The following is a 15,191-nucleotide window of genomic DNA, read 5'->3' on the forward strand; positions in this document are numbered from 1 at the left end:
GAAGTATATCAGTGGTATTTACAATTTTTTAAAGTGTTTGACAATTCTGCCTATAATTGTTACAGATATAAACTACAGCGTTTTTACAAATGTATTTGTTAAACCTTATAGATAACGGGAATTTAAAAAATGTTTAGAAAATTTTGTATTTCAGTAATTGTCATGCTTCTTACCTTAAAAACCTTACACGCTTTTGAATCCGGAACTATCCGCGGAAGGGTCATTGATGGCTTTGGTAAACCTGTCCCATTCGCAAATATCGAGGCACTGTCTGATGGGTCAAAATCGAAAACCAGTTCTGAGCCAACAGGCGCCTTTTCTGTCAGTTATAATCCCGGGAATATTAAGCTTACCTTTAGCAAGGAAGGATATGTTCCGTCATATATACCATTATCGTTTGAAGAAAAAACTGATCTTTCAATAGATGATATTACTTTGTGGAAGATTCCTTCTAAAGGAGGGCTCTTTGTTGTGGGTGATAGTGACTATATAGAAATTAACAACGCTGAATATTATTATGAAAGCAGTAGCAAGGAAAGACGCTTTTATGTAAAAGGTTCACCGGCAATGATTAAAGGCCAAAATCTGAGGATTATTGATTTCCAAATAGACAATCCCCTGGTGATAGGGAAGACGCTGTATCGTGTGGATTCAAACGGTTCGGTTGGAAGTATAGTCTTTTATCCTTCACAAAAATATATACTGAATAAAGAAGAAGATTCCTATACGAAGATTGCTGATAATGTAGGTTTGAGAAAAGTGAATTTACCGCCGGGCCGGTATTTTTACTGTACGGGAGAGATTACTATACGGTCAAAGACCGGATTTGGGTTCTTTTTCGAGATATCCTCTTAAACAGAAGATGTCTTTTTAGGACTAGGGGCGGTTTCCGAAATAATCTTCCTGAGTTCTTCTCCCTCGATAACCTCTTTTTCCAAGAGGAGCTTTGCGAGAATTTCTAAACGGTCTTTATTTTCTTCAAGGATACCCTTTACCCTTTCATGTGTGTCGAAGATGAGCTTCTTAACCTCATTGTCAATATCCTTTGAAACTTCTTCACTCAGTTCCCGGCCCGCGCGAAATCCCAGATCAAGGAATTGTGGCCTTCTGCCGTTTTGAAATGTCATGGGACCCAATTTCTCACTCATACCATATTCCCTGACCATGCTCATGGCTATGTCCGTTGCCCGTTCAAGGTCATTCTGTGCACCCGTAGAGATCTCATTAAAGGTAATTTCTTCTGCTACCCTACCACCCAAAAGAACGGCAAGTCGATCCATTAATTCCGACCTCGTCAATAAATAACGATCCTCTGTGGGCAACTGTAAGGTGTATCCAAGGGCAGAGATTCCACGCGGAATGATGGAAATTCTGTGGACCTTATCGGCGCCCGGAACAGACTCTGCCACCAAGGCGTGACCAGATTCGTGGTAGGCAATAATCTCTTGTTCCCTTTTGCTCATGACCCTTTTTTTCTTCTCTAGTCCGGCAATTACCCTGTTGATGGCTTCTTCAAAACTGTCCATTCCTACAGCCTCCTTACCTACCCGTGCGGCAAGGAGCGCTGCCTCGTTGACTACGTTGGCCAGATCTGCGCCAACAAATCCCGGGGTTCTTGCTGCAATGATTTTGATGTCTACGTCCTTACCAAGCTTTACATTTTTGCAGTGCACCTTTAATATTTCTTCCCGCCCCTTGATATCTGGTCTATCCACCAGAATATGCCTGTCGAACCTTCCGGGCCGCAGCAATGCCGGGTCCAGAATTTCTGGCCTGTTGGTCGCTGCCATGAGGATAACACCTTTTCTTGTGTCAAATCCATCCATCTCGAGGAGAAGTTGATTCAGGGTGTTTTCACGTTCCTCGTGACCACCCGATATAGGCGCTGCTGCCCGTACTTTTCCCAGGGCATCAATTTCATCTATGAATATAATGCATGGGGCTTTTTCTTGTGCCTGTGCAAATAAATCACGTACACGTGCAGCACCGACTCCTACGAACATCTCGACAAATCCCGATCCGCCAATGGAAAAAAAAGGCACCTTTGCTTCTCCTGCAACTGCCTTAGCAAGCAACGTCTTGCCTGTACCAGTGGGACCAACCAGTAATACCCCCTTGGGGATTTTCCCACCTAATCTTTGGTATTTTTGCGGGTTTTGAAGATAGTCGATAACCTCTTTCAATTCTTCCTTGGCCTCGTCCACTCCGGCCACATCATCAAAAGTAACACCTGTATCCTTATCGATGTAAAGATTCGCCCTGCTTTTGCCAATGGACATGAGTCCTGCCCCCGTTGCCCCACGTCTCATGCGCGTCATCAGTATTAAAAATATTATCATGGGAATAAACCAAAGTAAAAAAAGGCTCTGACCCCATCCGCCATTCGTTGTTGCAGAAAATTTTACGTTATGCGCTATCAATTCCTTGATCAGGTCAGGGTCTTCAATCTTAACCGTCGTTACAATTTTTTTCGCCTTTTCTCCTTCTTCAGGTTTTAAAATCCCTTTCATGGTAGCGGAATCTATAATCACTTCTTCCAGCTTATTTGCCTGAATCAGTTTCTTAAAATCACTGTAAGGAATCTTTTCTGTCACTGTGAATGCAGAGAATGCAATACGGGGAACTGTTACTACAGACAGGAGGAGGAAAATTACAAAGAGGCTAGGAAAAAATCTTTTCGTCATTTTACCGGTTTGCATAATTGCACTTTTTGAAAAGTAAGATGTATTCTATCGAACAAACACAGATACTAAACGAAAATATATCAAATTATATACTTTTTTAGCAACTTATAATTTTATCTGATTTAATCCTGCAGGTGTTATCTTGCGATATGCCATTTGTTGTTGACGCACATAATGATAAGCCATACAATAAACTTTTATTATACATAATATTGGAGACAGAAGTTTGAAATGAAAAAGCAAGATTGTAATTTAGGAAAATAAATATTTATAAATTATAAAAATATTAACGTTTATGTTCAAACCAAATTATATAAATTTGTACTGGGCTGGCAAACTTAACGAGAGGATTGAAAAGGCCCGGGAATTATTAAAAGAGTGCCAGATATGTCCAAGGCGATGCAAGGTCAACCGACTTGAAAATAAAATGGGTGTTTGTAAGGTAGGTAAATTGCCGAAGGTTTCAAGTTATAACCCGCATTTTGGCGAAGAATCACCATTAGTTGGCACTCATGGTTCCGGGACGATCTTTATTACATCGTGTAATTTGGGCTGCGTATTCTGTCAAAATTACGATATCAGCCATCTAGGAGAGGGATACGAAGTTTCTTTTGAGCGATTTGCACAAATGATGATCGAATTGCAAAACATGGGCTGTCACAATATTAATTTTGTTACACCCACACATGTTGTACCTCAAATACTCGAAGCGCTTCCCATTGCTATCAGAGATGGATTAAAAATTCCGTTAGTCTATAACACCGGAGGCTATGATTTTGTGGAAACCCTGCAGCTACTGGAGGGAGTTTTTGATATTTACATGCCTGATTTCAAGTTTTTCGATAATGATGTTGCCGCAAAATTGTGCAAGGCCAGGGACTATCCCCAGGTGGTCATGAAAGCTATTAAAGAGATGCATAGGCAGGTAGGTGACCTTGTCTTAAACGAGCATGGTATTGCAGAGAGGGGACTAATCGTCCGGCATCTTATTATGCCCGACGGATTGGCCGGTACACGCAAGGTTGTGGAATTTTTGGCTCGAAAAATCTCACGAAATACTTATGTAAATATCATGGATCAATATCATCCCTGTGGCCTTGCCCACAAATATCCTGAGATCAACCGGCGGATCACCGCTGAAGAATTCGAGATTGCCATCCAAATAGCACATGAAGAAGGTATCGGCAGGTTAGCCAATTAAGCAGGTTAAACGATTTCACTGGCTTACACGGTTTAAACCGTTTTCGATAGTTGAATTTGGAATTTTCAATTTACTATGACTGACAATTATGACTTCATTATTGTCGGCGGAGGCCCTGCGGGCATGATGGCCGCTGGTCGTGCCGGGGAGAGGGGGAAAAAAGTCATCCTTCTTGAAAAGAAGGACCATATAGGCAAAAAACTTCTCATGTGCGCTTCCGGGAGATGCAATGTAACCAACATAGCCCCATTAGAGGTATTCATAACGGTATACGGAAGGGGAGGGTATTTCCTCCGCACGGCATTGGAAACATTTGATAATGAAAAATTACGTTCATTCCTTCTGTTGTATGGAGTGGAAACAATTGTGGAAAATAAGGGGAGGGTCTTTCCAAAGAGCCAGAAGGCAGATTCCATTCTGAAGGCGCTTGAGGACTATATGCATGACCATCAGATAAAAATACAAACCAATGTGCATGTCTTGCGTCTCAATACAGAAAACAATCATGTAATCGGGGTTGAAACCAATCACGGAAATGTTTTGGGGAGAAACGTGCTCATCGCAACAGGGGGGCTTAGTTATCCCGCCACAGGCAGTACAGGAGAGGGTTATAAGCTAGCCTCATCCGCAGGCCACACAATTTGTCCAACATATCCCGCAATCATTGCCTTCGAGACGGCAGAAAACTGGGTAAAATCCCTGCAGGGAACCCCTGTCAAAAATGTAAACATCGTAGCCTATCAGCGAGGTAAAAAAATCACGGGACAGTTTGGGGAGGCCCTTTTTACTCATTACGGTATCTCAGGACCGTGTATCCTGGATATGAGCAAACGACTTGTCGAGTGTTTTCCGGTTGGACCGGTGGAAATACGTATAGACTTTAAACCAGGTTATACGTCTGAAGAACTTGACGACATCCTCCTGGATCAGATTAAGCGGCACGGCAGTAAGGCTATTAAATCTTGTCTTACTTTTTTTGTTCCGGAAAAATTAACCCCGGTTTTATTAAACCTTTGTAATATGGATCATCAAAAAAAGGCGTCTCAAATCACAGCGCCTGAAAGAAAGAAGATACTCAAACAACTCAAAGGGCTTCGTCTCACATTATTATGTCATCGGCCTGTCGAGGAGGCTATTGTTACGGCAGGAGGTGTAAGTCTGGACGAAGTTGATGCGAAGACGATGAAATCAAAACTCCTGGGAGGGCTGTATTTTGCTGGTGAAGTGCTGGATGTAGACGGTCCCACCGGAGGATTTAACCTCCAGGCGGCATTTTCTACAGGATATCTTGCAGGGAATTCCGTTGAATAAAATGGCATTTTGCTTTTTTCTCAGTAAGGCAGAAATATGCTTGACATCTTCAAAGGAAGTGCTATATTCCAACTGGGGTGGATGATCACTGATCCAAATACCAGGAAAGAGGTTAAGAAATTCTGGGGTGTCAGGACAATGGCCACTGATAACCTAGATTATAAGAGGAGGTTGCTCAAAATGATTAAAAAGCAGGATAAGGATGATGCTAAAAGGTAGAAAATCCAATGGGATCTGCCAAGAATTACTGGTCGTTCGAATACCAATATTGTGCCGATCACGAGCAAGAAGTGGTGTCGTTGAAAGAAAGAAGTGCCAAAAAGAGATCAGCAAAACTTCTTGGCCTGGACGATTGGCTAGAGGTTTTGATAAGAATTTGATAAATTTTACCGCTAAACACAGGAGAGAAAGGTAACGAAAAGAGCATATGAATAGCTTTAAAACGAATAAAAATAAGGATATTCAAGAAGACATTCAACCCTGGTATAAAGAAGGGTTGAGATTTGAATGTCAGCGATGCGGCAGATGCTGCCGCGGTGAACCAGGTGTGGTATGGGTGAATAAAAGGGAGATCGGGAAAATATCGGCATTTCTGGGTATTACACAAAATGCATTTGCCAAAAACTATTTGAGGAGCATTAATGACCGATTCAGCCTCCTGGAATATGGCAACGGTGATTGTATTATGTACGATAATGGTTGTAAGATTTATGATGTTAGACCCTGCCAGTGCAGGTCATTTCCATTTTGGACATCAAATTTAGAAAACAGGTCTGAGTGGGAAAAATTAAGGAAGACGTGTCCCGGTATAGGTAAAGGAAAATTACATACTATAAAAGACATTGAGGACAATGTAATAATATACGAAGGGCGTTTTGGCTAATATACGATCATAACAAGTATTTGTCCTTTCATCATGGTTCGACAAGCATTCGATTTGCTGACGCAGAAGGCTCGCCACGAATGGTTTGATGATTATAAAACTTCATTCCGGTCATGCCGAAGGATAATGACATAAAAATTTACAGGAATAAACCTTTGTCAACTCAGTATCTGATAATGGAAAGTCCATCAGAATCAAATCTCTCTTCAGAATTAGAAATAATCTATCACCAGTTAGAAAAAGAGTTAACTCGATTGAATCCAGGTTGTAACAGGTGTGGAACGTGCTGTGATTTCAGCGCCTTTGACCATATTCTTTATGCGAGCAGCATAGAGATCAATTTTATTACCTGGAATGTGGAAGTGCCGGATTTCAACGTTTCAGACAACATTTGCCCTTTTCTCAAGAATAATCAATGCAGTATCAGAGACTTTCGAACGCTTGGATGCCGAGTTTTTTATTGCAATCCTCATTACAAAGAAGTTTTAAATGAGGTATACGAAAAGTATTATCAAATGATCAAAGATTTGAGTAGAAAATATGATACTCAATGGGAATACCTGCCCTTTCTTCATAAACTTGCTGAATTCAAATTAAAAACAGCGGTTGCCGGTTGATAATTTTAACCCATCGTGTTTTTATCCTTCGAATCCCCGGAGAAAAAGTTTGACTTGTTCTGCAAAAGTATTATACTTGCGATAGAGAGACTCAGTATCAACTGCTTTTGCGGTAATCATTTCGTATCATACGAGAATTGAGAAAAGGTTTGTAATTTGTGTAGCTGCCGAAGGTCTGGTTTTATGCATAATTTGAGTTAATACTATTATTTGTTACCTTAAGAATAGGATTGAGCAAAATGTCTGTAGTTGATATGAATACCTATAAGGTTGCCCTTGTGGGAAACCCAAATGTCGGGAAAAGTGTGATATTTGGTTTGTTAACAGGAAAATACGTGACTGTTTCAAACTATCCCGGAACAACGGTGGAGGTTTCCCGCGGTATTTGCAAAGGGTTGGACGGTGGAATTGAGATTGTAGATACGCCGGGGGCAAATAGTCTTATTCCCCTTTCTGAGGATGAGAGTGTCGCAAGGGATATGCTTTTGGAAGAGTACAAAAAGCATATCGTCCAGGTGGCGGACGCAAAGAATCTTCGGCGTGGTCTACTGATTACCTCCCAACTAGCAGAGATGGGACTCCCTGTTGTACTGGTATTAAATATGTGGGATGAACTCTTAGATAGGGGTATGAATGTTGATGTAGACGTACTGCAGGGAATTTTGGGTGTACCGGTCGTGAAAACTATTGCCACACATAGAGTAGGAATAACCGCACTGTTTAATGCTATACCCGTTGCAAAAGTCCCCAATCTTCATATTGATTACGGGAGCTTAATCGAAGAAGGCATTTCAAGGATACACAAAATATTGCAGGGTAACACGACAGTGAATGAACGAGCACTGGCGATAATGCTTTTATCAGGTGATGAAGCCCTTGAAGAAAAGTTACGACATAAACTCGCAGACGGTTCACTTGCTGAAATCAAGCGCATTCGGGATGGTATTCAAAGCCATTTTAGCAACCCGTTGAGTTACGTGATTAACATCAGACGGGCAAATTTTGTGGATACGTTAGTTGACAAGGTGACCCTTACCCTCAGGAAGGAAAAAGAAACTCATCCGGTTGTGAGGGATATATTTTTTTATTTTCTTGTGCCATTGGTCTCTTTTTTCATGGGATATAAGCTTACGGCATTATTGATGTATCTCATTTCATCTCGACTTCCTTCCGGCAGTATTTTGACTTTTATCACGCCTCTTGCCGTCGGCGGTATATCATCTCTATGGTTCTCACTGTATCTCTATTTGAGAGAATTCAAGGCAAAGAGCACGATTGCAGAGGTATTGGGGCGTATTACCATGCATCCGATAGCAGCCTTTCCTCTCTTGATTATTATTTTATGGATTGTTTATAAACTCGTGGGGGAGTTTGGGGCTGGAACGTGCGTTGATTTCTTTGAAGAGAAGGTATTTGGTCGTTCTTTAATACCTTCGGGTGGTTTTGATCTGAGCGTATATATTCCATTTATTAAAAAAACCTATGTATTTACCCATGTAAATTTCCAGGGGTTTAATTATTATTTTGGACTGCTTGCACAGAAAGTGATAAGCAAGGACAACATTATATTTGACTTGTTTTTAAATGAACAATCCGGATTAGTACGAGTGGGGCTTACCTATGCAATTGCTATTGTTTTTCCTATTGTGGGGTTTTTCTTCCTGGCGTTTGGCATTATGGAAGATAGTGGTTATCTCCCGCGTCTTGCCGTTATGGTTGATAAGATATTTAAACGGATAGGGTTGAATGGAAAAGCGGTTCTTCCGATGGTGCTGGGTCTGGGTTGTGATACCATGGCGACCCTAACAACCCGCATCCTGAATACGAAAAAAGAGAGGATTATTGCCACCTTGCTGTTGGCATTAGCCATTCCGTGTTCTGCACAGTTGGGGGTTATTTCGAGTGTGCTGGGTAGGGTGTCGGGTATATATTTTGCTGTATACGTTTTTGTCATTTGCACACAGCTTCTCTTTGTAGGTTATTTGTCTTCCAAGGTCTTGCCAGGGACCCCTTCTGATTTCTTGATGGAGATACCTCCATTTCGGATGCCTAAGTTATCGAATATCTTTATTAAGACGTTTTATAGAGTCCACTGGTTTTTAAAGGAGGCCGTGCCTTTGTTTATGCTCGGTACCCTTGCATTATTTGTGGCAACAAAATTAGGAGCGCTTTCCTTTGCGGAGAGAATAAGTGCGCCAATTGTCAGGAATTTTTTAGGACTACCGGAAGAAACAGCGCAAGGGTTCATCCTGGGATTCTTGAGAAGGGATTATGGCGCCGTGAGTATCTTTAAGACGTTAGAAGAAAAAGGCGGGAGCGCCGGTATCGACCCAAAACAATTACTGGTTTCTTTGGTCGTAATTACATTATTTATTCCCTGCCTTGCCAATTTTTTTGTGATGATTAAAGAACAGGGAGCAAAAAATGCATTTTTCATGTTTGCATTTATCTTGCCATATTCTATACTTATTGGTGGTATTTTACGGTTCATTTTACAACAATTTTAGTGGATGCAAATACGAGGGAAGATACTATCTATTTCAGGCAATATTGCAGAGGTTTGTATTATCAAAGAAAATGTAACATGCGGAAGTTGCTCTGCCTGTCCTAAGAAATTGGGTGTACGTGATATTCTAAAAGTGGCTGCGATAGACGGAATCCAGATTGGGCAGGAGGTTGTGCTCCACGATACAAAAAATTGGCTTATGAAGAATAAAATTGTATTTTCATTGCTTGCCTTTGTGTCAGGAATTATATTGACAGAATTCATATCGAAGATTATATCATTCGGCGCTTACCACAAACAGATTGACCTGCTTGGAGCTGGTATGGCAACGGTGATAGCGTTGGTCGTATTATGGGTCAAGAGACCGAGATATCTTTTTAGAATAGAGTTGATAGGAAGGGGAAAGACTAAATTATGACCGAGCCCAGTCAGGAAGAAATTCTGGAGTTGATATGGACAATGGAAGAGGAAACGAAAAGGGTCGAAAAAGGTCTGTTAATAAAAAAGATACCTCTTCCCGCAGCAGAAGAGAAATTGAATACCCTTGTTAACGAGGACTATATAAAGATAGTGGACAATAGTGTAGAGTTTACCAAAAAAGGCAGGGCAGACGCGCGATTAGTTATCAGAAGACACCGGCTTGCAGAAAGACTGTTGAACGATGTCTTAGACGTAAAAGAAGATGCCATGGATTCCAGTGCATGTAAATTTGAACATATCCTCGATGAGGAAGTCACCACAAGTATATGCACTTTATTGGGACATCCAATAAGTTGTCCTCATGGAAAAACTATACCGCCTGGAGAGTGTTGTGAAAAGGCGAATAAAGAGATAAGACCTGTTGTGATGCCGTTATCAGACCTGAGGTCAGGGGATAAGGCGAAAGTGTCCTACATTGTGACAAAATACCATGGTCGGCTTGATAGGTTATCTTCCATGGGTTTATTGCCCGGCGTTCAAATCCGCCTTCATCAAAGACAACCGACGTATGTTATCCAGATGGGTGAGACTCAAATTGCCCTTGACAGCGCTATTGCACGGGATATATACGTGCGTCTTGTGTGATCCTTGCTACGGTAACGCTTTATAATGTTATAGTTACACACTCTATAACTTTTAATACGTAAATTACCTCCTTGTTACTCATTGATGCCTCTGTATACTTGCCTTGTTGATGGTTATTTCATAACTGTTTGTTGACTAAGACTTATGGAATATTTATATCCCCACCCCATACCTTTGGTAATTTTAGAGACAGATCAGGTTTGTTTAAAATTTCTACAATAGTACAAAAAACACACAATAAATGTGCGCCTTCTTAAGGATGAAAAAAACTGAATAACTCATAAACAGGTAATTGGTATTCAATATATTTTAACTGTATATTTCATAAATTATAGATATTTGTCTTCTGAGTACTATTAAGTTTAACTTTCCTTGAAGGTAACAGGTTCATACGAGGCATATTATTTGCTCATGCTACATTATAAATTTGATGCTAAAATCTTAATCATAAACTCATTTCTCTTTTGTAAGGAGTCTTAAAGTTATGGATCCCGGTGCACTGATTGGTCTGATAATTGGCGGTGGATTGATCATGGTGGGTATTGTTATGAGCGGCGGGGTAACTGCTGTAATGGGATATATCGATATTCCATCGATTATGATTGTAGTGGGGGGTACGGTAGCAGCAACAATTGTCAGATATCCTATTCCCACTGTGATGGGTGCGATTGGAGTAGCCAAAAAAACTGTCTTTGTAAAGATGGGATCGGCAGAGGAAGAGATTAAACGGTTGGTGGAATATTGCAAGGTTAGCCGTCGTGAAGGTCTTCTGGGACTGGAGAAAGAAATCGAAAAAATCAATGATGAGTTTCTGATCAAGGCGGTGAGATTGTTAGTTGACGGTTCAGACTCCGATACACTGAGAGGTATTTTAGGAACGGAAATTGATAATGTCCGCCAAAGACATTCAGCCGGTAAAGGGATTCTTGAGTTTGCAGGGTTGATGGCCCCTGCCTTTGGTATGATAGGAACATTGATCGGGCTTGTTGATATGTTGAAAAAGCTTGATGATCCGTCAAAGATCGGGGCAGGTATGGCCGTGGCGCTTATTACCACATTTTATGGAGTTATCATGGCAAATCTGATGCTGTTGCCACTTGCCGGCAGGCTGGATACCTTAAGCAAAAAGGAGGTTTCATTGAAAGAAATTATCATGGAGGGGGTAGTCTCTATCCAAAAAGGGGATGCCCCCATGATAACGGAAGATAAACTAAAATCATTTCTGCAACCGAAGGCAGCCAGTAAAATATCCTCCGGTCCTGCAAAAGAAGGAAAACAGGCATAATGAGTGATGAAGAAAAGGGGTACGAACCTCCCGGCTGGCTTCTCACCTATGGGGATATGGTAACGTTGCTTGTTACTTTTTTTGTTATGTTGATCAGCCTTTCCACAATTAACATAGACAAGTATAAGAAGACTATGTTGAAGGTTCAAAAAACTTTTGATGCAAGTGGCGGGGAATCTTTATTGGAAGACGGTACAAGTCCTATAGAAAACCTCTTTGAAAGAGACCTGGATCCATTGGAAGGTTCCGAAATGGAAGAACCACTTGAAAATTTCATTGATGATGAAGAGACATACGATTATTTATCAAATTTTCTTAAGGAAAGCAAACTAGCCAAATACATAAGCATTGAAGATATAAAGATAGGATGCAAGATGGAAATTTCCCTGGATTCGTGTTTTGAAAAAGGTGAATCCATGCTAAAAAGGGAGGCACATACCATTCTTGAGGAATTAGGTGTGGCATTACGAAGCATAAGAGGTAAGATTATCATTGATGCCAATATAGGAATGGCCGTAAAGCCAGGTACAGAGGCAACAGATGTATCTATTGATAGAGCGGCCAACATATCTGATTTTCTCATTATCAAAGAAAATATCGAACCGCAAAGGGTTGCTATATCGGGATATTCTGGCGTTTATACAAATGAGAACGATACTATTGGGATTGTTATATTAAAAAAATGACCATGGCGATGCAGCTTATCGGAGGCTTTTAGGAAGATGTCTGCTGGGAATCAAAAGAAAAAAAGGATTTTTGAGACAAAGCCTCCCGATATGTTCATGCTATCATATGCATCGCTTGCTACGTTATTACTGGCTTTTTTTATCGTCCTGAATACCTTTACCGAGGAAAAGAAAAAGGAGTTTATTGAGGGATTTCAAAGATCGATGAAAAGAAGGGAAATAACTTTTGGTATGGGCGGGATACTGTCTGGCTGGGGTGATGATAAAGAAAAAGAGGCTATTCGTAAAATGAAGTATATTTATCCTGACGAGAAAAAGGAGTCAAGAGAAAGCAGTGATAAAGGTGTAAACGAAATCAACCGGGAGGAAGAGCACATACCGGCGGCAGTTGTAGTTTCTTTTGATGAGCATGATGCTGCTATTCCTCTGGAGGGAAGACGTTCTCTGAATAATTTAATCGATTTAATTGGGGAAAGACCCTGCTCCCTTATTATTGAGGGACATACGAGAAGAAATTTCATACCTTCAGGAGAATACCATAACTGCTGGAAACTTTCTCTGGATCGCGCGAAGGTGGTGGCTGATTATCTTCACGAAAAAGGTAATATTTCTTTTAAGCGATTGATTCCTGTAGGATACGGGAATAACAAACCCTTGACAAAAGACATCAGGAGCGACAGACATAACGATCGGGTATCGATAATTATCAATATATTGAAATAGATTGTTTTCTTTTGGCTTGACAATACCATGCAGGTGTGATATTAATTCCCATCCATGAAGACAATTCAAAATTCTTTCATAACGATCTTTGGAGTATGGGTCCTTTCTGTTTTATCCAGCATAGATATTGCCACATATGCCGAAACACCTGGTTTTGAAATAGCTAAAGAAAATAACCAGAAGTCACCCCTCTTATTAGCAAAAAAAGAGGAAGATATAGTTATTTATAAAAAAGATATTATTATTCGTTCTGACGAGCTTAAGGCGGATTCGAAAAAAGATGCAGAAGAGTTCAAACCCATCGAAAAACCGGTATCAAAAAGACAAGAACCGCAAAAGCAAGAAACACCTGCCCTGGATATTGTTGACAAGTATTTAAAAGAGGGGAAAAAATACGAGGCAAGAAATGTGCTGTCTGATTTTTTTATCAATAAAAAAATACCGGAAAAACAAAAAGAGATAAAGGATCTGTTGGATAAATTGAATGAAGAACTGATCTTCTCGCCCCTACCTTCTCCAGATGCCACAATGTATACAGTTCAGGCCGGTGACGCCCTTGCCAGAATTGCAAAACAATTTAACACAACCTACGAGCTGATTATGAGAATTAACGGCAAGACGTCCACACGATTGAACGTTGGCGAGCAATTAAAAATACTGACTGGAAAGACAAAGATACTCATTAGCAAGACTGACTTTACGCTGACATTGATGTTGAATGATCATTACGTAAAGCAATATCGCATTGCAACAGGGAAAAACGATAAAACACCGGTGGGTACGTTTGAAGTAAAAAATAAGATGAAAGAGCCTGTATGGTATTCACCGGAGGGGGGTGTATTCCCCTACGGACACAAAGAAAATATTCTTGGTACCCGGTGGATAGGTTTCAAAGATAAACCAAACCTGGCTGGATACGGAATTCATGGTACGACACAACCCGAAACAATCGGTACGGCTTCGTCAAATGGTTGTATTAGAATGTTAAATAGCGATGTAGAAGAACTCTATGATTTTGTGACGTCGGATACCGAGATTATTATTCAAGGGTGATGGGTTGTGTATAGAAACGAACCGCTCGAAAAGTATTTAAAAGATGCGGCTGCTGGAACACCGGTGCCCGGTGGTGGAAGTGTAGCAGCATTAGTAGGTGCATTAGCAACGTCAATGGCTTCAATGTCGGCAAATCTTACTATTGGCAGGGGAAAATTTAAGCAATACGATTCGCAACTGAAGAAGATACTAGAAGAGTCTGGAAAGAGCAGAGAAACATTATTATCCTTGATGGAGGAGGATATTAAAGTTTATAGCGGGGTCAATAATGCGTATGGATTGCCGAAGTTAACCGAAGCGGAAAAGAATAAACGGTCTGAAGAAATACAAAAAGCAACCATCTTTGCAATGGAAGTTCCTTTAAAAACGATGATGTGTTGCCTTTATGTATTGGAACAGACGCGAGAATTAGTGGACATTGCGAATCCCAATCTCATTTCCGATGTGGGTGTAGCCTGTTTTTTGGCGGAAGCGGCATTTCAATGCGCAAAATTAAATGTGGAAATAAACCTTGCCACTATCAAGAACCAAAGCCTTTTTGAAAAGGTGCAGAATGAAATAAGCCACGCCGAAAAGAAGGCAAAGCTATTTTTCAAAGAGATAAAAGCGTGCATTCAGGAAAAAATGATGAGATAATTTTTCATATTGAGCATTTTCTATGGAATGGGAAATAAAAAAGAGTTCTAACGGATGTCTGTTCTGTAATAAGGAGTTTTCTGAAGACGAAGAATATTATTCTGCCCTTTTTGATGAAAATAACACCTTCCTTCGTAAAGATTTTTGCACACCATGTTGGAACAAAGGCAAGGAAGGAGGGCCTTTTTCATTTTGGAAAACGAAGGTGCCAAAGAAGGATAAGCCCGTTCAAACGTTTATAAACACCGAAGTCTTGCTCGATATGTTTATGAGATTGGAAGGAAACAACGAAACTCACCAAAGAAATCTCCGGTATGTACTTGCACTTTATCTGATCAGAAAAAAGGTGTTTAAATTAAAATCTTTTAAAAGAGAAAACGGAGAAGAGATTATTACACTCTATTATCCGAAAGAAGACCGAGAATTCGATGTATTTAATTCAAATTTAAAAGAAGAAGAAATTGAAGCCATCACATCCGAAATGATCCAACTCCTCAACTATCCATATCTGGAACGTGAAGTCCTAGGCACCGCAGATTAA

At 40.5% G+C, this 15,191-nt stretch carries 16 protein-coding genes; 15 read left to right on the forward strand and 1 reads right to left on the reverse strand.

The window, feature by feature from the left end; genetic code table 11:
- The first annotated feature begins 129 nt into the window (after positions 1 to 129).
- Positions 130 to 855 (forward strand): carboxypeptidase-like regulatory domain-containing protein, encoded by a 726-nt coding sequence (locus BROSI_RS14580; protein ID WP_052564523.1) that lies wholly within the window; start codon positions 130 to 132, stop codon positions 853 to 855.
- Here BROSI_RS14580 and ftsH read toward each other — a convergent pair.
- Complete coding sequence (gene ftsH, locus BROSI_RS14585; RefSeq protein ID WP_052565869.1) at positions 852 to 2,684, reverse strand: ATP-dependent zinc metalloprotease FtsH; 1,833 nt, start codon at positions 2,682 to 2,684, stop codon at positions 852 to 854. The genes BROSI_RS14580 and ftsH overlap by 4 nt on opposite strands.
- Positions 2,685 to 2,979: 295 nt before the next feature.
- On the opposite strand from ftsH, the gene BROSI_RS14590 reads away from it, so the two are divergent.
- The 14 genes from BROSI_RS14590 (at position 2,980) to BROSI_RS14655 (ending at position 15,191) form a co-directional block, all read left to right on the forward strand.
- Positions 2,980 to 3,885: a radical SAM protein gene (locus BROSI_RS14590; RefSeq protein WP_052564524.1), complete on the forward strand. Its 906-nt coding sequence runs from the start codon at positions 2,980 to 2,982 to the stop codon at positions 3,883 to 3,885.
- Between the two features lie 75 nt (positions 3,886 to 3,960).
- Positions 3,961 to 5,196, forward strand: coding sequence for a BaiN/RdsA family NAD(P)/FAD-dependent oxidoreductase (locus BROSI_RS14595; protein ID WP_052564525.1), 1,236 nt, complete (start codon positions 3,961 to 3,963; stop codon positions 5,194 to 5,196).
- Between the two features lie 36 nt (positions 5,197 to 5,232).
- Positions 5,233 to 5,415 carry a hypothetical protein gene (locus tag BROSI_RS14600; RefSeq protein ID WP_052564526.1) on the forward strand — a complete coding sequence of 61 codons (183 nt, stop codon included), beginning with the start codon at positions 5,233 to 5,235 and terminating at the stop codon, positions 5,413 to 5,415.
- A gap of 208 nt (positions 5,416 to 5,623) precedes the next feature.
- Positions 5,624 to 6,079: a YkgJ family cysteine cluster protein gene (locus BROSI_RS14605; RefSeq protein WP_052564527.1), complete on the forward strand. Its 456-nt coding sequence runs from the start codon at positions 5,624 to 5,626 to the stop codon at positions 6,077 to 6,079.
- Between the two features lie 155 nt (positions 6,080 to 6,234).
- Positions 6,235 to 6,696 carry a hypothetical protein gene (locus BROSI_RS14610; protein WP_157842551.1) on the forward strand — a complete coding sequence of 154 codons (462 nt, stop codon included), beginning with the start codon at positions 6,235 to 6,237 and terminating at the stop codon, positions 6,694 to 6,696.
- 239 nt (positions 6,697 to 6,935) lie between these two features.
- Positions 6,936 to 9,203, forward strand: coding sequence for a ferrous iron transporter B (locus BROSI_RS14615; protein ID WP_052564529.1), 2,268 nt, complete (start codon positions 6,936 to 6,938; stop codon positions 9,201 to 9,203).
- Positions 9,204 to 9,206: 3 nt separating this feature from the next.
- Positions 9,207 to 9,620, forward strand: a complete 414-nt coding sequence (locus BROSI_RS14620) for a SoxR reducing system RseC family protein (RefSeq protein WP_052564530.1) — start codon at positions 9,207 to 9,209, stop codon at positions 9,618 to 9,620.
- Positions 9,617 to 10,267: a metal-dependent transcriptional regulator gene (locus BROSI_RS14625; protein ID WP_052564531.1), complete on the forward strand. Its 651-nt coding sequence runs from the start codon at positions 9,617 to 9,619 to the stop codon at positions 10,265 to 10,267. The genes BROSI_RS14620 and BROSI_RS14625 overlap by 4 nt, the downstream gene beginning before the upstream one ends.
- Positions 10,268 to 10,751: 484 nt before the next feature.
- Positions 10,752 to 11,552 carry a motility protein A gene (locus BROSI_RS14630; RefSeq protein WP_052564532.1) on the forward strand — a complete coding sequence of 267 codons (801 nt, stop codon included), beginning with the start codon at positions 10,752 to 10,754 and terminating at the stop codon, positions 11,550 to 11,552.
- Positions 11,552 to 12,238, forward strand: a complete 687-nt coding sequence (locus BROSI_RS14635; protein WP_052564533.1) for a flagellar motor protein MotB — start codon at positions 11,552 to 11,554, stop codon at positions 12,236 to 12,238. The genes BROSI_RS14630 and BROSI_RS14635 overlap by 1 nt, the downstream gene beginning before the upstream one ends.
- A gap of 36 nt (positions 12,239 to 12,274) precedes the next feature.
- Positions 12,275 to 12,961, forward strand: a complete 687-nt coding sequence (locus BROSI_RS14640) for an OmpA/MotB family protein (protein WP_052564534.1) — start codon at positions 12,275 to 12,277, stop codon at positions 12,959 to 12,961.
- Positions 12,962 to 13,015: 54 nt separating this feature from the next.
- Positions 13,016 to 14,014 (forward strand): L,D-transpeptidase family protein, encoded by a 999-nt coding sequence (locus BROSI_RS14645; protein ID WP_052564535.1) that lies wholly within the window; start codon positions 13,016 to 13,018, stop codon positions 14,012 to 14,014.
- A 6-nt stretch (positions 14,015 to 14,020) separates the two neighbouring features.
- Positions 14,021 to 14,650: a cyclodeaminase/cyclohydrolase family protein gene (locus BROSI_RS14650; RefSeq protein ID WP_052564536.1), complete on the forward strand. Its 630-nt coding sequence runs from the start codon at positions 14,021 to 14,023 to the stop codon at positions 14,648 to 14,650.
- A gap of 22 nt (positions 14,651 to 14,672) precedes the next feature.
- Positions 14,673 to 15,191: a hypothetical protein gene (locus tag BROSI_RS14655; RefSeq protein WP_052564537.1), complete on the forward strand. Its 519-nt coding sequence runs from the start codon at positions 14,673 to 14,675 to the stop codon at positions 15,189 to 15,191.

It is taken from the genome of Candidatus Brocadia sinica JPN1 (assembly GCF_000949635.1).
GTDB classification, from domain to species: domain Bacteria; phylum Planctomycetota; class Brocadiia; order Brocadiales; family Brocadiaceae; genus Brocadia; species Brocadia sinica.